Genomic DNA, 20,662 nt, shown 5'->3' with positions numbered 1-20,662 from the left:
ATGGCACAATCGATTTCTTTTACCGAATCTCAATCCACAGTCCAACCTTTAGCGGTAGAGGGCAAAATCAATGTCCTTCTCAAGAATCTTGGCACCTTGACATTGCTCTTACTGGCATTGCCAATCAACGCTACCATCGTTCTGGTATCTTTACTGTGGAATACGCTGACTAGTTTGTTCCAAAAAGAACGAATAATTACTACCGATAGCAAGAATATCCTGATTAGTGGTGCCAAGATGACCAAAGCATTACAACTCGCCAGGTTATTCCATGCGGCTGGACATCGAGTTGTACTCCTAGAAACCCACAAGTACTGGTTATCAGGTCATCGTTTTTCCAAAGCTGTGGACAATTTTTATACCACTTCTGTACCACAGCAAGATCCCCAAGCCTATACTCAGGCTTTGATAGACATCATTGAGAAAGAAAATATTGATGTCTACATTCCAGTCACAAGTCCAATTGCCAGTTACTACGACTCACTGGCTAAACCAGCATTATCCCAATACTGCGAAGTTTTCCACTTCGATGCAGCCGTTACCCAAATGCTGGATGATAAATTTGCCTTCAGCGAGAAAGCGCGATCGCTTGGGTTATCGGTTCCCAAATCTTTCAAAATTACCTCTCCTGAACAAGTCCTAAATTTCGACTTTTCCCAGGAAGCTCGTAAATACATCCTCAAGAGTATTCCTTACGACTCGGTGAGACGTTTAGATTTAACCAAACTTCCCTGCGACACACCTGAAGAGACAGAGGCATTCGTCAGAAGTTTGCCAATCAGTGCCGAGAAGCCTTGGATTATGCAAGAGTTTATTCCTGGCAAAGAATTTTGCACTCATAGCACAGTTCGGGATGGAGAAATTAGATTGCACTGTTGTTGTGAATCTTCAGCTTTTCAAGTCAATTACGAACACATAGATCACCCCCAAATTAGTGAATGGATTGCACGATTTGTCAAAGGGTTGGGAATTACCGGACAAATCTCCTTTGACTTCATCCAAGCGGAAGACGGTAGTGTTTACGCGATTGAATGTAATCCCCGCACTCATTCTGCAATTACCACATTTCACGATCACCCAGGAGTTGCAGAAGCCTATCTTGGCAAAGAAGTAATGACAGAACCCTTGCAACCACTGTTAAGTAGTAAACCGACTTACTGGCTGTATCACGAAGTTTGGCGATTGACTGGTATTCGTTCCTTAGCACAATTACAAACTTGGATTCGGAATATATTGCGAGGTACTGATGCTATCTACAAACTGGACGATCCATTGCCATTTTTGATGTTGCATCACTGGCAAATTCCCTTGTTATTAATTAACAATTTGTGGCGGCTGAAGGGCTGGACGAGGATAGATTTCAACATTGGTAAACTTGTGGAATTAGGAGGAGATTAAACATAGGTTTGTAGTCAGCGCTTAAGCGCTACTACGAACTATATATTGATTTGTGTTTTATTAAAGTCTTTGTGGTTATTAAAAAACCGCAAAGACACATTAGACTGACTTGCGACTTTGTACAGACTAGAAATAAAAGCTTTTGCGTATGCAGACTACAGAAATAAATTTAGTATCTTCTACAGATTCAATCAAAGAATTTCCCCTTTCTGAAACACAGCGCAAAGCTTGGTTTTTGTATAAGTTAGAACCACAAAGTTGTATAGATAAAATAACTTTTGCAATTCATTGGCGGCAGCAGGTAGATGTTGAGTGTCTCCAGCAGGCATTTGAAAAACTTATTGAGCGTCATCCGTCTTTGCATACTGCTTATATAGATAAGCAAGGTGAATTAGTACAACAGGTACTTGCTACCACAACCGCCGAGATAAATTTTGTTGATGCTTCAAACTGGGGTGAAGATAAATTAGAAGAAAAAATATTAGAGTCTAGCCAACATCCTTTTGATTTAGCAGTCGGTTCGGTTATGCGAATGAGTTTATTTCGTCGCACGCCGACAAATCACGTCCTATTGCTGGTAGTACATTGTATTGCCTGTGATCAATGGGGATTATTATTACTTTTAGATGAACTTTTCACTTTATATCATCAACTAAAAAGCAATATAGCTATCAGCTTGTCATCCCTGAGCAGTTCCTATCAAGATTATGTACAGCAAGAAATCAATCTGCTTAATAGTTCCGAAGGCAAGCACCTTTGGCATTACTGGCAACAACGTTTGACAGGAGAATTACCTACTCTTGAACTGCCAAGTGCGCGATCGCGATCGCCGATCAGAAGTTATAAAGGTGCGTGCTATAAATTTAGTATTTCTCCAGAAATTACTGACAAACTAAAGTATTTTGCCACTACAGAAGACGTTGATTTATCAACTGTTGTGCTGGTTGCATTTCAGATAATACTACATCGTTATACGGCGACGGAAGATATCCTGGTAGGTTTATTAACCCAAAGATATCAATCTGAATTTAAAAATGTAGTTGGTAATTTTGCTAATTCAGCAGTTGTAAGGACGCATATTTCAGGTGATGTGAGTTTCCAACAATATCTTAGCCAAGTACAATTTACCGTAGCAGAAACTATTTCTCATCAACCATATCCATTTCCTCTTTTAGTTAGGCAACTCCAACTTAATTCTCAATTAAGTCATCCTCCCATTTGTCAGGTGGGATTTGCTTATCACAATTTGCATGAATTGAAAATTATTTCTAAGTTATTTGATGAAAATAATAGAGAATTAGAGTATTTTGAAATTCCTCAGCAAAGAACAGAATTCGATTTAAGTTTAGAAATACTAGAATCTCAAAAATCGCTGATTTGTTTCCTGCACTACAATACTGACTTGCTAGATGTAGATACTATTGCCCGCGCTGGCGAACACTTACAAAATTTATTAGTAGCAATCATAGCTAATCCTCAAGAGTCGGTTGCTCGACTGCCATTATTAAGCGATCGCGAAAAACATCAATTACTCGTAGAGTGGAATTCCACAGTTAGAGATTACGATTTGTCGCGATGTCTGCATGAATTATTTGAGGCTCAAGTAGAAAAAACTCCAGAGGCGATTGCTGTTACTTTTGAAGAAGAGCAACTTACATACCAGGAACTAAATGCTAGAGCAAACCAACTAGCACATTACTTGCAAAATCTCGGAGTCAAACCAGAGGTACTGGTAGGTATTTGTGTGGAACGCTCTGTAGAGATGGTAGTCGGGCTTTTAGGTATTCTCAAAGCAGGTGGAGCCTATGTACCAATAGATCCAGAGTATCCTCCAGAGCGTCTGGCTTATATATTGGCTGATTCTCAAGTAAGTGTATTGTTAACTCAACAGAAATTACTGGCTCTACTACCTAACCATCAAGCACAAATTGTCTGTTTAAATCAAGACAGAGAGAAAACTTCTCGGAAACAAAATACCAACCCAATCAGTGATGTCAAACCTGATAACTTAGCATATGTAATTTACACTTCTGGCTCTACTGGCAAACCCAAGGGTGCAATGAATACCCATCGGGGAATTTGCAATCGTTTGTTGTGGATGCAACAAGCATATCAACTAGCTTCTACAGACACAATACTGCAAAAAACTCCATTTAGTTTTGACGTTTCCGTTTGGGAGTTCTTTTGGACTTTGTTAAATGGCGCACGTTTAGTAGTTGCAAAACCAGGAGGGCATCGAGATAGCACTTACTTGGTTAAGCTGATTATTCAAGAGCAAATTACCACCGTCCATTTTGTCCCTTCAATGTTGCAGGTGTTTCTAGACAGCCGTGATGTGAAACAATGCAGCAGCCTCAAACGAGTTATATGTAGCGGTGAAGCCTTGCCATTGGATTTGCAAGCAAGATTTTTCCAGTGTTTGCAATGTAAATTATATAATCTTTACGGCCCTACAGAGGCAGCGATCGATGTTACTGCTTGGCAGTGTCAAAAAGAGAGTAATCTAAAAACTGTACCTATTGGTCGTTCTATTGCCAATACGCAGATTTACATTCTCGATTCTCATTTCCAACCAGCACCTATTGGTGTTGTTGGCGAATTGCACATTGGGGGGGTTCAAGTTGCAAGAGGTTACCTCAATCGTCCAGATTTAACTCAGGAAAAATTTATTGCCAATCCATTTGACAAGGTAAAAGAGAGTCGTTTGTATAAAACAGGAGACTTGGCTCGTTACTTAAGCGATGGCAACATAGAATATATTGGCAGAACTGACTATCAAGTAAAAATTCGTGGTTTACGAATAGAACTAGGGGAAATTGAAAACGCTTTATCCCAGCATTGCCAAGTACGGGCAGCAGTAGTAATTGTTCGATGCGATCGCCCAGGTGATCAACAACTTGTAGCTTATATCACGACTGAACAAGAAAAACCTACTCCTAAAAGCCTGCGTGAATTCCTCAAACAGAAGCTACCAGACTACATGGTGCCAGTGGCTTTTGTCATTCTCGAAGCGTTGCCCTTGACTCCTAGTGGCAAACTAGATCGTCGTGCCTTGCCAAAACCAAATCTTTTCAGCTCTAGCCAAAATCAAGATTCTGTACTGCCATGTAATGATACTGAAAGGGAACTAGCAAAAATTTGGTTAGATATTGTAGGTGTTCAATCAGTAGGTGTTCGAGATAATTTCTTTGAAATTGGTGGTACTTCTCTATCAGCTATTTATTTAATAGCTGCTATTGAGCAGCAATTTGGTAAAGAATTGTCCTTATCTACGCTTTTGACTAATCCGACAATAGAGGAATTAGCCAAGGTTCTACATTTGAGTTCCGAGCAAACTGATAACTCGCCCCTAATTCCCATCCAGCCAAAAGGAAATAAACAACCATTCTTCTGTGTGCATCCTGCGGGTGGACACGTTCTGTGTTATTTCAATCTGGCACGTTATTTAGGTACAGATCAACCCTTTTACGGGTTGCAAGCTCAAGGTTTCAATGAGAATGAAGAATCTTTGACGCGAGTCGAGGATATGGCAAGTCTTTATGTAGAAGCCATCCGTAAATTTCAACCTTATGGCCCTTATCAAATTGGTGGTTGGTCATTTGGGGGCATTGTAGCATACGAAATTGCCCAGCAGTTGCATAAACAAGGACAGGAAGTATCTTTGTTAGCAATACTAGATTCTTATGTACCGATTATTCTCGATCCAAACAAAAAGATTGACAACAAGTACTTGGTAGGAGTACTTTCCAGAGTATTTGGTGGAATGTTTGGGCAAGATAATCTTGTTACACCTCAAGAAATACAACATTTGAGTGTTGATGAACGACTGGATTACATTGTTGAAAAAGCAAGAAAAGCCAAGATATTTCCACCAGGAGTTGAACGCAGTAAAAATCGCCGGATTCTTGATGTATTGGTTGGTACTCTCAAAGCTACTTATTCCTATGTACGACAGCCGTACCCAGGAAAAGTTACTGTCTTCCGTGCGAGTGAGAAACATATCATGGCTCCCGATCCAACTTTAGTGTGGGTGGAATTATTATCGGTAATGGCAGCAAAGGATATTAAAGTTGTCAACGTTCCGGGAAACCATTACACATTTATATTGGAGCCTCATGTCAAAGCTCTTGCAGAACGTTTGAAAAGTTACCTAAGTAGTTCTTCCCAAAACCTTGAAAGTGATTCGGTTTTCCTTTGACGCCATTTTCAGGTGATACTATTTCATCAAAAAATCCGATGCAAATACAGACTGTGTAGAGACGCCATATATCCCGTCTCTACACTTGAACTCGTAAACCAAAGTAAGTAAGAACAAGTTCGCTTGCACCATTATTAATTACTTCGTGCATTTCTCCTGGTTCTACAGCTATGCAGTTTCCTGGATGGAGGGGATATTCTTTACCGTCAATGCGAATTATTCCCGAACCAGCTTCGACAAAAAATACTTCATGCATATTGTCATGCGCGTGTGCTGGGGCAATTTGTCCGGGTGCAAAACGCGCTTGCGAAAAGTTAGTCAAACCAGGTAAGTCTCCAAACCGTAGCATCACCTTTTTCTTGATTGCTGGGTTATGGGAAACTGGCTCTTCTAGAATCTCGTGAACAGAAGTAAATTTCATTCTGGTTTTAAATCGTTAGAAATTTCCACAATACCCATAGTTCCATCGATTCTTACTTTTTGATCATCCTGTAATATATATGTAGCATTATGTACATCCATAACCGCAGGAATACCATATTCCCGTGCTAAGATGGCTCCATGAGAAAGCCTTCCTCCAGCCTCCGCAATCAATCCTTTAGCTCTGACAAGTAAAGGCGCCCAACCAGAGTCTGTGTAAGGCACGACTAAAATAGTTTCCCGATCAATTTCTGGTAGAGCTTGGAAATTACGCAACACTTTTACCCGTCCTACTGTTCTTCCGGGGCTGGCGGGAATGCCTCGCAATGTCTGATCGCTAGATAAAGAGATTTGGGAAGGTAAAGCCGGGGGAGTATTGCCATAAACTAAAAGAGGTACTGGATTAATTTGGCTATATTGCGCAAAGAGCGATCGCCTAGTTGCGATGATCTCTGGTAAAAGTTCAATTAATTTGGTATCAGAACCTTCAACCAAACGCCGTACTTCTTCAAACTCTAGAAAAAAAATATCGCCACTTTCTTGAAGGATGCCAGAGCGTAACCAAACCTTCTCTAAGGCTACAAACGCCCAACGCAAATGAGCTAATAGCTTAGAATAAACCTCCGTCACTCGTCCTTTTAAATCGACGCGTTGCTGGAGAAAATCTCTTGTTCTTTTAGGTTGGCTTGTTTGCAATCTTGGTGGATCGTCTCCCTGCATTAACTGTACGAATAACTGTTTTACAGCTTTGGGTTCTTCCTTCCAAGTCGGAACGGCAATATCTGTTCCCACTTCGCTCAAATAACCGTAACGCTGTAATAATTTGTCATACTCGATCAGAATTGTTTGTCCTTCTGGGGAACGAGCCATCTCCTCAAACACATGATCGGGATTTAAATTCGGAAATTTGTGTTTGGCTGTAGCAGCTAATTCATGTAGCGATCGCAAAGCAGTGACTTCTGGTGTGAGGCTATTATCAATCTCAGCGTCCTTAACTTTAAAAATAGCCTGACGCACAGCTGCACTTAATGGAGCCATGATGCTGTAATACGTTGCATTCTGCAATAGTTCCAAAATATAATCGATTCTGGCTAGCAGCTGCGAAGGCTCCAACTCCTCTGATGATTCTTGAGATAACTGAGATAAACCAGGAGCAAGCCGCTTGCGGAAATCGCGCTTAAAGTCTCTTTCTAGAAATAACTCCCGCATCAGCAACTTTGTAAGTCCAGGCAAATTCTGTAATGTGGTAGTAAATGGCGGTTTGCTTAACTTTGCTCCTCTGGTTAAAAATTCTAGACTTTCTGGTGGTAAACCCATGCGTCGAAAAATTTGTCCTAAAAGCGTCGCATTGAAGTAAGCACGAGCATAATGTAGTGTTGCTGTTTCATTAAAATCCAATCCCAAGGCACGCTCACCCAACACCAAAGCGAAAATTCCTCCCCAAACTCCACAAGTTAAAGGACGGTTTATCGACCAAGTTAGGGGGCGAATTAGTCCGGGAATTACTTCTGCGGCTATTTTACGCGTCCAAATCGGCAGCAGGGTACTAATAGGACGAGTTTGTAGTACCCAAAGCGTTTGTCCGTCGTAACTCCATTCGATATCTTGGGGAATGCCGTAATAACGATCTTCTAAACGTCGAGCTAAGTATGCAACTTGCTTGATTAATATTTGGGGTACGCGTCCTTTTCCCTCTAGTTGAATCAAGGCTAAATTTTCTGTATCAACAACAAAAGCGCGATATTGCTCTGGTGTAAATTTTCCCGATACTACTTGGGCAGCGCTTCCCGGCAAAGCTTCAATTACCACTACATCTTGTTCTTGAGTTATGGGATCGCGGCTGAATGCTACTCCAGAAAACACACTTTGAACTTGTTGCTGAATTAGCACTGCCATTGCTGCTTCTTTGAGATTGCGATCGCGTCGATATTGTACTGCCCCAGAACGATCATAAGAAGACCGAACTTGAGCGATCGCTTGTTGTAAGCCTTCTTTTGTCGTCACATTTAAAACAGTTTCGTATTGCCCTGCGCCCGATGCTTGTTCCGAATCTTCTCCAATGGCAGAAGAACGAACCACCAAAGGGCTTAATTCTGATGGTTGCAAAAAGTCAATCAACACTTCGGGATCATCATAGGGAAGAAGCATCCACCCTTTAGGAACAGGATAGCCCCACCGTTGAAGTTGAGATAATCTTGCTGCTTTATATCCCACCACAGCAGCATCTAAATCATCGTCTAGAGAAAGAATATCTCGGTTGCCACGAAAAAACTGGAATGCTTTTTGTGACTCTGGTTGTGCCTGTTGAACTGGCAGATCTAAATCATCGGGGATTTGTTTATAAATCCAGCCGAGTAAAGCTGCAAGAGCAATAGCTGCAAAAATTCGGAATGGATCTTCTACGTGCAAAATTCCCACAATAATCGGAAACAGAATCAAAATTCCATATTTTGCAAGTAGTCGGTTACGCAAAATCGTAAAGCTGATGCCTGCTACCAACATCACAAATGCTGCTGTAAGGGGATCGTGTACCAAAAATCCCCAAACTACGTTTGTGGTGCCTGCTCCTCTACCCATCAAGTATCGTCCCATGACAAGGGCAATTAAGGCTATTAACTCCCAAGCCGATCCATCTGGGAAAAAAACACGAGCGATTAAAACTGCGGCAATTCCCTTTAGCGCTTCTGACAAGACTGCCAAAATTCCTAGCAGCGTGCCACCGTGGTAGAAAGCAGACGAGACTCCGATATTACCAGTACCAACCTGTGCTAATTGTAGCCCTTTAAGGGCTTGGATTATCCAAGCAATTAGCGGTAATGCACCCAAGAGGGGGCAGACAATTAAGATAACAAAGACACCCCAAAGTTCAGACATTTTGAATCTTGGATTTTTTAGATATATTTTTCTATAACTGTCTTGATGTTACCTGTGATTTGACGATGTAATGTTGCTTTTATCCAAGCCATTTTAGGGTAATACAGTTTATCTACTGTAATTTCTGTATATTGCGATACTAGATAGAGTATTTATCGCTCTTTGATGTCAATCAGCTCAAGTCTGCATTATGGGCAAAAAGTTTTTTAATCGCTTGGATCAGTTCAAAATTGTGGGTAAGAGAACTAACTATCAGGTTTTTTGAGCTAGGGATGCTATTTTGAGGCTAAAAATTCTTTTATTTAAAATTGCACTCATACTAAATTGCCATGAAAGTATTGTTTCAAAGCTCTGGAATAGCCTATTAATCGTGGTTTAAATCCAAAATCCGTCTTGAAAAGTTTTGAGCCTCCTTGTGGAGGAGCAACGCTTTCGGAGGAAACCTCCCTCCGGGTACTCTAACGAGAACCCGCTTCGCGTGTACGCAGTCGCCACAAGTCGGGGAACCCTTACTTTCGCTTATCCACTACTCTGCGAGAAGCCGGACTACGTCCGTCTACGTGTCTACGCCAGTCGCCTGTGGAGGAGGACAGTCCGTTGCGGAGGTTCGCCCCGTTGTAGGAACTGTCCGTTGGAAACCCTACCAAGAGCGCTGGTTCACCACCGCAGTGGCTCCAAAATCCACACATTGGTATCAGAGATAGCTTTGCGGTTCCTCATAACATTAGTAAGGGCGCTTTTAGTATATTGCGCCCACACTCAAACTAATTCTAAATTTTTGCCCTTTCTAGGTGATACACAAAACTATAAGTAGGTGGACATGAATGAAATGTAAAATGCCGATTTTAGACAATGGTGAGCACCTCTTTGCGTCTACTGCCATATGCCTTCTACTTATTGTTTCTCCACCCCAATAGAGGCTTCTGTTTAATTTACTGCATAAGCTGCTTGCAGCGCCCAGATAATTAAAGCCGTAATTGCTCCCAACAGCACTACCGTGGAAATAGTGACTGCTTTTGGGGTATCTGCGCCCTCAAACTTCATGATTCCTCGGTTTAAGTCAGACATAGCTTTGTAATCCTCCTTTGTTACAGTCCTAGTCTGTCCGTTTCGATTTTAGTCCTTTCATTCGCAACTAAGCGAAATTTTCACTATCATTTTCTTTAAGCTTTGCAAAGTTGGCTAGGAACTAGGGGCGCTTGAACAGGAGGGGGGAAATCTTTCAAAAGCTCCCACTCTCCCCAATTCCCCTTACGCTGGAGAAGTATTCACTTCCAGCCAGTAGTCTACAAATGCCTGAACAATCTTGCGAAGCTCTTGAGCATCCATTGGCTTGATGAGATAGCCATTTGCACCTTTTTCATAGCAGAATTCCACATCTTTGGGATTAGAAGATGTAGTAAAGACAACAATGGGGATTTCCTTAAAACTAGTATCTTGCTTTAACCTCTCTAAAACATTACGTCCATCAATTCCCGGCAAATTCAGATCGAGTAGAATTACAGAAGGTCGTGGTGCTAAATCAGGGTTTTGATAATTACCCTCTTGATAAAGGAAGTCGAAAACTTCGTCTCCACTACTGCAACGATAAATTGGGTTTTGAACAGCCATCCGCCGCATCAAGCGTTGCAGCATCTTAAAATCCTCATTGCTGTCCTCAACAACAAGCAGTGATTCTTTAAGTTTTGTTGCCATTAGTTGTCTTCAGTTTTAAATTTTGGTAATTAAAAAGGTTTTTGTTATGTATATTAAACTATTCCAGCGTAAAGTAAAATGTCGAGCCTTCACCTAGTGTAGATTCAACCCAGATTCGACCACCATGACGCTCTATAATCTTCTTGCCAATGGCTAACCCCGCACCAGTGCCACCACCGTACTTTTCTTGAGAATGGAGCCGCTTGAAGAGTTTGAAAATAGTTTCTAGGTGATGCTGTTGAATTCCAATGCCGTTATCCTTGATGTAGAAAGTAATTGGGGATTGGGGATCGGGGATTAGGTATTGGGTATTGGGTAGAGAAGCTATTAATCGCGTCTGTACAATTTCTCCCCTGCTCCCCTGCTTTTTCCCAGTCTCCAGTACCCAATCGCCAGTCCCTTCTTCATCCACGTAGCCAATCTCAACCCATTTTTCTGTCCTATCATTGTATTTAAATGCATTGCCGATTAAGTTGCTAAAAACTTCGCTAACAAGAACTGGATCGCATTTAACTGTTGGCAAAGGTCGAGGAATACGAATATCAAAATTAGCTTGCTGCTGACTAGCATAAAAAACATTGATAACTTCGTTGAGTAATTGAGTCAGGTTAGTCGCTTGCAAATGTAGTTCCGCTTTTCCTAACTGCGACAACCGCAGCAAAGTATTAATGAGAGCTTCCATCCGCACTGATAAGGATACAATAGTCTGTATATACTCAATTCCCTCTTCATCTAACACACAGGCGTAATCTTCTAGTAGAATTGTTGAGTAATTATAGATACCCCGTAATGGTTCCTTGAGATCGTGGGAAGAAGCATAAGCAAAGGAGGCTAGTTCTTGGTTGCTCCGCTCTAATTCCAGATTGAGCTTGGCTAACTCTTCTGCCTTTTTGAGAACAATACCAACAATTGCATTCCTTAAAGCAAAGGCACTATCAATTTCAGATGATTTCCAAGGTTCTGAAGTGAATATAACTGTTTGCTGCCATTTTTCAAAAGATTGGCGAGGACAAAGGGTTATACTGCCATCTGCTTCAAGTTTGATGGATTCGTTTGGATTTCCTGCCCAGTTTACTGTACGTAGAACTTCGGGACGAAACCAAAGAATATAATACTGCTTGAGTTGAGAAATTTGCAGTAGCAGCAAGCCACTGGCTGTATCTTTGAATGTTTTAGCCTTAGGGTAAAGCTTTGGCAGAGAATCGGTGTAATATATGTTCTCCCTAACTTGGGTGTTTGCCCAATTAATTAGCTCCCAAACATCCTTCACCTCAGGTGTGGAACCAACCAGTGTAATTTCGCCATCCAGGCAAATTGCTGCTCCTTTTGCACCAACCAGATCGAGTAAGCGAGGTTCAGGCTGAACTAGTGCATCTATGAAGTCGTCTGCTTGGGAGATTGATTCTATGACTTCAGAGCGCAGTGATTCAAGTTTGGCTTGATAATCCACTTCTTCTTGAATCACTTTATTGGCTAACTCTGACGATATGAACTGTCCCAAAAATTCGCAAGCACTCCGCACCTCACTTGTAATCTTTTTTGGTGTTTGATGATGGCAAGAAATTAATCCCCACAGCTTTTCATTTTTGATGAGTGAAATCACGATAATGGCTGCTGTACCCATATTCTGATGGAACTCGACACAGCAGGGATGAACACTTCTAAGTACAGATAAACTTAAATCAAGTGTAAGAGGATGATTTTTGTTGTTCTCAATCGAAACTAACTCGATCGCTTGAGCTTTTAAATTGGGAACTACCCTGACTAAGCTGCGTTTGTATAACTCCCTTGCCTGTTCTGGAATATCTGTTGCAGGATAGTGGAGTCCCAAATAGGCTGATAACTCCTCTTGTTTGGCTTCGGCAATTACCTCTCCTGCTCCATGCTGATCGAATTGATAAACCATTACTCGATCAAAGGTAGTAATTTTCTTGATATTTTGTGCCGATAGCTGTAAAAATTCTTTCAGATTTGATGTTCGTTTGAGTTTAGCGATCGCCTCTCTGACTAAGTTATGGACATTTTCAAAACTCAGTGCCACAGAAGACTCTGTGAATTCTAACTCCAAAATGACGCTATTTTTGGTTCGATGTATAAATCCGTCAAAACATTGCTCGCCTCCATTCCTGTGGATGAACAATTTTAGGTAATTGACACCACCAATATCTTCCAGCAAATGCTGTCTGATCGCTTCAAGTTGTGTAGTATCAAACAGAACGCTCAAAGGTTGAGCTAGTAAATCCTGAGGTTTTCTACCTAAATGAATTTGGGTATTATTGCTAACTTGCAGGATTTGCAGTTCCGGCTCGCTGAGTGCCAGTAACACGCCATGAGACTGGATCGAGCCTGGGGTATAAAGTGATTTGTAATCGTGATCGGTTGTAAACAACTCCAAAAATTAGACTTTCAAAATTTTCAAAAAAGTTTATTTTATGTTGGATTTCTAAATTTGTTTGTTAGCAAAAGCCATAAACCAAAGCAAATTTTTCTATATTTTAAAATTTTTTAATACTTTTTTGCTCGTGATCGCTTATACAATTTTGATTTTAGATTGGAAATCGCCTTGGTGTATCCGAGTTGGGTGAATTTATCTGCCCTTAATCATTTTTTAAATTGGTATTAATTCAATATTCACCAGTACATAGGGAATTTGGGAATTTTACCCAGTATACAGGTGCGAGTGTAGGGCGATCGCACCTGCAAATCAGGTGATTCATACCAAATTGCGAGCGGGAGTCTTGTTTCAAAATTCTGGACTAGCCTATTTGTGTACCCGAAATAGAAAATTTACTCCAAACACAATTGCTCATAGCGTTTACCAGCAATATCCCAAGTAAACTCAGCTTCTACCAACTGTCTGCCATTGCGAGATAATTCTTCTCGTAGCTGTGCGTTAGTAAATAAGTGGTTAATGGCATTAACATACTCCGTTGGATAATTTGCTCGTAAGGCTGTAAGTAATACATTTGCACCATCTACAGCTAATCCTTCTAAGCCGCGATCGCTTGCTACTATTGGCACACCAGCTGCCATTGCCTCTAAAGTTTTATTTTTAATCCCAAATCCTGTCCGCATCGGTACAACGCAAACAGTTGCTTTGTGCAAGTACTCTGCGATGAAAGGAACTTTACCGGTGACAATCACTCCTGGTTTTTCTTGTAGTGCTAAAACTTCTGGTGCTGGGCGAGAACCAACAATCTCGAAAGTTGCATCTGGATAACGTGCTTGAATTTTTGGCAAAACTTCATTGCAAAAAAAGCACACAGCATCAATATTTGCCAAATTATCCATTGCACCGATAAAAATTAAGCGATGTCCCCCCGGATCGTTGCTGCGATAGGGAAATGACTCTAAATCTACCCCATTGGGAATGACTGCAATTTCCTTGTTGGGGTTGAGTTCTTGCAGTTGAATTTTGTCCTCTTGTGTTGTCACGGCGATCGCCGAAAATTTTGAGCAGTAATTTTGCTCGTAGCGTCGCAGAAGCGGCAAATTAACTTTATCCCTGACAGGGTTAGTGGAAGTGCCTGTTTCTAGTTGATTGCGACAGGTGCAGTAGATAGAACTATGCACATTAACTAATGTTCGCACTTGTTTTTGGAAATGGGGTCTAACATAAATTTCATTAACGCTGTGCTCGCAAGTAATGACATCACATTTTCCTGCCTCTACAAAATTATCAATCCAGTTCTGCATCTCGGCTGAGTAACGATTTAAGACATTAGGCGGCACCCCATCTTGCAAAAATAAATTGAAACGCTGGAGTTTTTGGAGCATTCCTTTCTGACTTCCCAAATCTGGAGGGCGCTCAAAAATAACTAGACGATCTACCCTATTTTGTAACTCAGCTATTTCTGTGTCTGTGACATGAGCTTCCCGTTGAGTTACAAGCGTGATTGCATGGCGCTGACTAAGATATTTGAGTAAATTAAAAGTTCGCACTTGAGTTCCCCCTTGTGTGGGCGGATAGGGGAAGGTAGAAGACAGCATCAAAATGTTCATAAACGCAATTATTTGGGAATAATCTTAATAAGTACAGCAATGTATATAGAATGACTTTTGCTACAGTATATGCCAGCAACCGTCTATCTAGTAAGAATTGAAATATTTATAATCGCATATTCAACGGTTTTTTAATATTTACACCATTTTTTTAAATTATTTATATGCCAAAAATTAGTATTTGCATTCCTACTTTTAATCGAATTAAACTGCTTTCTGAAGCTATTCAAAGTGTATTGCAACAGTCTTATCAGGATTTTGAAATCATTGTTTGTGATGATGGTTCGCAGGATGGTACACCTAAATTAATCTCGCAATATACAGATAAACGTATTAGATATATTCGTCATTCGCAACATATTGGTAAAAGTAATAATATGCGCTCTGGCTTTAAAGCAGCAACAAGCGAATATTTTGTTAAATTTGATGACGACGACAGGTTAACCCCAAATTTTCTTGAGCGTACTGCCATTGTTCTAGAGCGTGACTCTAAAGTTGATTTTGTCAGTACCGATCACTGGATTATAGATATTAACAGTGTTCGAGATGATGCCAAAACTCAAGAAAATTCTCGACGTTGGGGTAGAGTTAATTTACCAGAAGGTGTGGTGAAGAACTTATTAGAAGTTGTATTTATTCAACAAAGTTTCCAAATAGGCGCAACTTTATTTCGTCGCAGCAGCCTTGAAGAAGTAGGGTTTATGCGTTCTAATTGGCAAAATTGTGAAGATAATGATTTATTTGTGCGGCTAGCTTTGGCGGGTAAAAATGGTTATTATTTACCAGAATTATTAATGGAATATCGCGTACATTCAGAACAAAAAGGACTGGATCGAGCAATTGCTTATTTAACTGATAAGTTGCGGTATTTGGATAGTTATAACTTTGAGTCTGAAAAATTGGAGTGTATCAGGCGAAAGCGGCTTGCAGAAACGCGGTTATTATTGGGGTTGCGCTTGCTGGAAAAGGGAGAAACACACAAAGGAAGGGAGTTTATTTTGGCAGGTAAGTCTTTTGCTCCGATGAAAGCGTGGACTGGATTAGGGTTATCTTTGTTGCCAACAGGGGTAAGGGGTAAGGCGTTTGAGTTGGCGAAGATGGTGCAGAGGTAGGATTGGGTAAACGAAAAATATAACTAGCGATTTTGAGGAAGAGGAGTAGGTTGATACGTTGGCTTTAGAGTCAATTGATTTATAGCGAACAATGCACCAAGAGCTAAAGAAACGGATATGGCTACTATTGCTAAGATAATATTTTTTCGAGTACTTAGTTTTCCTTGCCGATAAGCAGAGTGAGCTATACTAGCTTCTCTTTTAGACTGCTCCAAAATTGATTGAAGAGCGTTTATCTCATTATCATCTAGTTTGCTAAATGACTCTTGTCTAAAAGCATTCTTTAAAATTTCTACTTTCTCCTCTGGTGAGGCTTGAGCAAGTTCTCTTTTGATAACTTCATATGGATTACTTTGCTTGATAGGTTGTGATGATTGAGTTTGAGGTGATGGCTGTTGAATTTGACTATTTTGTTGAATCTCTTGTTTAGTAAAACTATACGTGTTAGCTTGCCTTACAGATTGTGAGGATTCGGTTTGACGAGTTGGTGCTTGAGTAGAGGGATGAGGAATATTATTGATTTTAGTTGTTTTTAATGACCATCTGTAATCACTGTCTTGGCTAACTAGATGTTTCAATGAAGAGTAGAGGTAGTGGTTTACTTCTTGCCTTTCTACATCAAGGTTTTTCGCAATGTCTTTTGCTCTTAGCGGAGTGCCTCGTTTTAAAATTTCAATGATTTTTGATTCCAAATCATTCATTTTAGCTCCCAAGTATTATTCTGCATAACCCAATTTAAACACATATTCTACAGGTTATAATTTGTTAGTTTATACCATAATTTATTAGTTTATTTATTAATTAGTTACTACTTTCAGAAAAATTATCAATTATTTTAAGTATTGTTTTATCGCCTAACCCTTTAACACGTTCAACTACATTGCTAAAAGATATAAATTTACCTTTCTTCCGTTCACTGACTATTGCTTCAATTATTTTACTATTGATATTCACACGTTTTAGTTTAGAAGTCAGATCAGCTAAACTTAGAGTATTAAGTGCCTCCAATGGTTCAATAAGTTTAGGTATTTTGCTGTCAATCTCATTCAATCTTTCATTAATTTTTTGAATTTCATACCTAAAATCAGCTTGTAATTCATTTGTCCGATTTTCAAAACGAGATTCTAAATTCGTCATGCGAGTTTCTGAATTGATAAGTCGTGATTCAATTCCGTTATTAGGACTAGCAGGCTTAGATTTTCTAAGTAGTTGGATTTGGTTTGTAATGTTGTCCTCATTTTCAGGCTCAATTATAAATACTCCTATCATCTCACCTTTACGAGGATCTATTTCTCTAGCTCTAGCAGCAGCATAATACTCAAAGTCTCCATCTACTACCTCGTATGATTGAAGACTAGTTCGGCGAACCACTATAGGGTTAATAACTCCTTCAGATTCTAGTATTAACTTAGCTGCTTGTTCTAGTTCATCATCAGCAAAATTTGAACGAGGCTTGGTTGAAGCTATTTTTTTTACGGCAACCAGCGATGTAGAGAGTTTCATTACGCCATTCCTATTTTTTGTAAAATTTCTTTTGCTAGTAATTGAAATTCTTGTGCTGAAGTTGAATCTGGTTTAAAATCTAATACTGATACGGGTTCGGCTATCTCCATATTTCCAATTAATTGAATTTTTTCAGCACATTTAGCCAAATCATCTCTTTCATAAATAACCGTATCAATTACGTCAAGACTATATCTTTTTGGAATTGTCTCTAGTCGTTTAGGCAGAGTATGTTTTACAAATTGGTTATTAGTCGATATTTTACAAGCAAGAACACCTAGTATTTCAATAGGCGCTTTTCTTATTTGTTTTCTAAAAGCATTAACGCCTTTTATAAACTCTTTAACATTGACAAGACCTTGATTGGCAAAAGGCTTGAGATCCGAAGGGATAATAAGATAATCGGCAGCTATTAATGCAATTCTTGCATACAAATTTAAAGAAGGTGGAGTATCAATCAGTACAACATCATATTTATCTTGTACTTGTTCCAATTTTTCAATTAAAATTAGCCTACTATTATCAATTTCATTAAGTTCTTTTTCATATTTCATTAAATCAATATGGGAAGGAACAACATCTATTTCTGGATTAGAAAAATTAGATTTTCTGGCGACTTCCGAAATATAATCAAAATCTATTGATTTTATCACGTGTAGAATATTAGAGTCTTTGATATCATCAAATTCTTCATCATCAAATTTTACTAATCCTGTGGCAAATGTGGTATTAGCCTGACTATCTAAGTCAATCACTAAAACTTTTTTCCCTTTTTTCCTGATAGCAGCTGCCAGGTTAACTACAGTTGTTGTTTTACCAACGCCGCCTTTATTATGATAAACAGCAATTACTTTCATTGAATGTTGCCTCTTAGTTTCAGAACTAGGATCAGAAATTGTTTGAGGATTTGGTTTATTGTTCTCAGTAGTTTGAGTCTCTGAATTGTCTGTGGATTTTTTCTCTTTTAAGCTATCCCTGCCAATTAAAGCTTTCATTTCTTCTATTCTGTGGTCTAATTCTTTGCCAGCACATTGAAATACTAGCTGAATATCATCTTGAGATTTTTGATAAATTCTAATTTCTTTGCCATTTGTAAGCAACCCATATTCTACATTTAAGCTGATTAAATAATTCTTGAGTCGATGAACATGATTATTTAGATTCTGCTTGGGATTTTTTGCTTCCATTACCAAACTCAAAGGTGAGTTAGCATCCAAGACAAAGGGGATAGCTTGCGCGGCAAAAGCCAAAAAGTCTAGGCGAATCTTACCAAATGTAATCTCTTGATGCCAGGTATCAGGAGTATAACCCAGTTGTGGTAGCAAGTATTGGACGATTAGTTTACTTTCAACTTCGCTTTCGTTACGGCAAAGTTCAGGATTAAAAGACAATCTCGTTCTACCTCTAAAAAATAGGAACCATTAGTAAGTACTGATAACTGAATGCTTCTCGGTTATTTAATGTTTTTCTTGGACTCCCTATCTCTGATTAAATTCTAGAGACAGTAAATTCTCCTATGTTTTAGTTAAGTAAGGGTAAGGTTAAGCTTTGATTTAAGTGTGTTATTTAATACATTATATCTTATAGTATAAAAACGATTTTGTGTAGTATAAATTACTTTTAAAAAAGTAAAAAAATGATAGATAGCTAAATATTTTTCGACAACTTATATAGATATTGCTTAAAGTACAGTCATGTTCAATATTTGCTGGCTAGATCTGTAAAATGTAAATTACGAGCTTTCATTTTATGAGAACAAAAACATCCCTTGCCTGGTATAATCTGACTGCTTAACCAAGGCACTACCACCGACACTAAATTTTTGAGTGTCGAAAATGTTAAATTTACCAAAAATTTTCGTGAGATAACAGGACGTGTAAGCTACCTAGATGGGATGCGTCATCAGAGGAATTAAGCAATGGGATATGTAATTGCAACTGCAAATATGAAGGGTGGTGTCGGCAAAACGACTCTCAGCGTCAATCTAGCCACCTGTTTAGCGAAAGAGCATGGCAAGCGGGTGTTAGTCCTCGATTTAGATACTCAAATTAGTGCAACACTCAGTTTAATGTCGCCTGTAGACTTTGCCAGACGCCGTAAGCAACGAAAGACATTTAGATATCTGATAGATCAAATTATTAATCCGGAGCCTCAACCTAAACATGCAGTTTCGGAAGTAATTGAATCACAGGTTTGTAAGCTCGAAGGACTGGATTTGTTACCAGGAGATATTGACTTATACGATGAATTTGTGATTTCAGAAATGCTGCATAGACAAGCAGTTAATTTGGCAGCAAAAGACTTTGAAACAATTTGGAATCGTTTTGAAAGAGTCTTGTTGGCTAAAATCATAGAACCAGTACGTCAAGAATATGATTTTATTATCCTAGACTGTGCTCCAGGCTATAATCTGCTGACTCGTAGTGCTTTAGCAACTAGTAATTTTTATATACTTCCCGCTAAACCAGAACCTCTTTCTGTAGTGGGGATTCAGTTGTTGGAAAGACGTATTGCTCAATTAAAAGATAGCCATGAGCAAGAAGCAAAAATTGATATACAAATGCTGGGAATTGTCTTTACAATGTCTAATGCCAATTTGTTAACTGGCAGATATTACAAACAAGTGATGCAGCGTGTTCATCAAGATTTTGATCAAGAGAAAATTTGTCAAACACAAATTCCAGTAGATGTAAATGTTGCTAAGGCGGTTGATAGCTTTGTACCGGCTGTGTTAAATGCTCCTCAATCAGCAGGATCAAAAGCGTTCTCTCAGTTAACTCAAGAGTTGATGAAAAAGCTGAGAATGCATGCTGCTGTGAATTGATGAGCGGCAACATCTGACATTGCAATCGCCAGTCAGAAGTCAAAGGTAAGAAGAAATTGGTGTCACATCAGTTGCCTACAAAGCAAACTCACGCACGGCAGCAAGAAGGAGCAACTGTACTGTCTGAAGCATGATTTGACTGTAGAAGTTTTTCCAGCTTGTGGCGAGTGGCGTTTAATGTCGGAAACCCAACACACTATAAATGTTGGGTTTCATCTGTTCAACTCAACTGACAAAATTTACTACAACAAATGAGCTGATCGCGCTAGTGGATGCTTCTTGCTTTGAGGACTAGCAATAATTTTTCATTGCAAACACTGGCTGGGTATGTTTTATAAATTACTTAGATATATAAATTAAGATTTTGCGCGATCGCTTTCTTGAAATTTGTAGCATGAGGATACTTGACTTAATAGCAGCGATCACCGAGAATCCAAAAGCAGATACAAGTAAAGTACTAATTCCAAAAGTACTGTGTATCAAGTGTTCATTAAGTCTTTGGTAATTTTCCTTTCTTTAAAAATTCGTCATCATCGTCAGACTGTTTGGCGCAGAACAAGATGGATTGTGTGGTCAATCACACATTAAATTGAGAATTTTGTTTACATTTCATCATTACAATACTTTATTTTAAGT

Annotated in this window: 14 protein-coding genes; 4 read left to right on the top strand and 10 right to left on the bottom strand. The window is 39.4% G+C overall.

Annotated features, from left to right (window positions below):
- Both QUB80_RS03925 and QUB80_RS03920 read left to right on the top strand, forming a co-directional pair.
- On the top strand, positions 1-1,398 hold the full coding sequence (locus QUB80_RS03925; RefSeq protein WP_289788195.1) for an ATP-grasp domain-containing protein: 1,398 nt from the start codon (positions 1-3) through the stop codon (positions 1,396-1,398).
- Between the two features lie 148 nt (positions 1,399-1,546).
- Positions 1,547-5,596 carry a non-ribosomal peptide synthetase gene (locus tag QUB80_RS03920; RefSeq protein WP_289788194.1) on the top strand — a complete coding sequence of 1,350 codons (4,050 nt, stop codon included), beginning with the start codon at positions 1,547-1,549 and terminating at the stop codon, positions 5,594-5,596.
- Positions 5,597-5,675: 79 nt separating this feature from the next.
- On the opposite strand, the gene QUB80_RS03915 is transcribed toward QUB80_RS03920, so the two are convergent.
- The 7 genes from QUB80_RS03915 to QUB80_RS03885 form a co-directional block, all read right to left on the bottom strand.
- Positions 5,676-6,017 carry a cupin domain-containing protein gene (locus QUB80_RS03915; RefSeq protein ID WP_289788193.1) on the bottom strand — a complete coding sequence of 114 codons (342 nt, stop codon included), beginning with the start codon at positions 6,015-6,017 and terminating at the stop codon, positions 5,676-5,678.
- Entirely contained in the window at positions 6,014-8,890 is a 2,877-nt protein-coding gene (locus tag QUB80_RS03910; RefSeq protein WP_289788192.1) for a glycerol-3-phosphate acyltransferase, read from the bottom strand. Before QUB80_RS03910 ends, QUB80_RS03915 begins: the two co-directional genes overlap by 4 nt.
- Before the next feature lie 509 nt (positions 8,891-9,399).
- A complete protein-coding gene (locus tag QUB80_RS03905) occupies positions 9,400-9,579 on the bottom strand; it encodes a hypothetical protein (protein ID WP_289788191.1) in 180 nt (59 codons plus the stop codon).
- A 238-nt stretch (positions 9,580-9,817) separates the two neighbouring features.
- Positions 9,818-9,958: a hypothetical protein gene (locus QUB80_RS03900; protein ID WP_289788190.1), complete on the bottom strand. Its 141-nt coding sequence runs from the start codon at positions 9,956-9,958 to the stop codon at positions 9,818-9,820.
- A 183-nt stretch (positions 9,959-10,141) separates the two neighbouring features.
- Positions 10,142-10,585 (bottom strand): response regulator, encoded by a 444-nt coding sequence (locus tag QUB80_RS03895; protein WP_289788189.1) that lies wholly within the window; start codon positions 10,583-10,585, stop codon positions 10,142-10,144.
- A gap of 58 nt (positions 10,586-10,643) precedes the next feature.
- On the bottom strand, positions 10,644-12,980 hold the full coding sequence (locus tag QUB80_RS03890; protein ID WP_289788188.1) for an ATP-binding protein: 2,337 nt from the start codon (positions 12,978-12,980) through the stop codon (positions 10,644-10,646).
- A gap of 392 nt (positions 12,981-13,372) precedes the next feature.
- Complete coding sequence (locus QUB80_RS03885; RefSeq protein WP_289788187.1) at positions 13,373-14,587, bottom strand: glycosyltransferase family 4 protein; 1,215 nt, start codon at positions 14,585-14,587, stop codon at positions 13,373-13,375.
- 164 nt (positions 14,588-14,751) lie between these two features.
- Between QUB80_RS03885 and QUB80_RS03880 the strand changes: the two genes are divergently transcribed.
- The gene (locus QUB80_RS03880; RefSeq protein ID WP_289788186.1) at positions 14,752-15,699 is read left to right on the top strand and encodes a glycosyltransferase family 2 protein; all 948 of its coding nucleotides are present in this window, start codon (positions 14,752-14,754) and stop codon (positions 15,697-15,699) included.
- A 23-nt stretch (positions 15,700-15,722) separates the two neighbouring features.
- On the opposite strand, the gene QUB80_RS03875 is transcribed toward QUB80_RS03880, so the two are convergent.
- The 3 genes from QUB80_RS03875 to QUB80_RS03865 form a co-directional block, all read right to left on the bottom strand.
- The gene (locus QUB80_RS03875; protein ID WP_289788185.1) at positions 15,723-16,400 is read right to left on the bottom strand and encodes a hypothetical protein; all 678 of its coding nucleotides are present in this window, start codon (positions 16,398-16,400) and stop codon (positions 15,723-15,725) included.
- A gap of 100 nt (positions 16,401-16,500) precedes the next feature.
- Positions 16,501-17,202, bottom strand: a complete 702-nt coding sequence (locus QUB80_RS03870; RefSeq protein WP_289788184.1) for a ParB N-terminal domain-containing protein — start codon at positions 17,200-17,202, stop codon at positions 16,501-16,503.
- Entirely contained in the window at positions 17,202-18,593 is a 1,392-nt protein-coding gene (locus QUB80_RS03865; protein WP_289788183.1) for an AAA family ATPase, read from the bottom strand. Before QUB80_RS03865 ends, QUB80_RS03870 begins: the two co-directional genes overlap by 1 nt.
- Positions 18,594-19,120: 527 nt before the next feature.
- On the opposite strand from QUB80_RS03865, the gene QUB80_RS03860 reads away from it, so the two are divergent.
- Entirely contained in the window at positions 19,121-20,026 is a 906-nt protein-coding gene (locus QUB80_RS03860) for a ParA family protein (protein WP_289788182.1), read from the top strand.
- The last annotated feature ends 636 nt before the right edge of the window (positions 20,027-20,662 follow it).

Source organism: Chlorogloeopsis sp. ULAP01 (genome assembly GCF_030381805.1).
GTDB lineage: Bacteria > Cyanobacteriota > Cyanobacteriia > Cyanobacteriales > Nostocaceae > Chlorogloeopsis.
The sequence above is the reverse complement of the archived record's forward strand: the minus strand, read 5'-3'. Positions and strand labels throughout refer to the sequence as shown.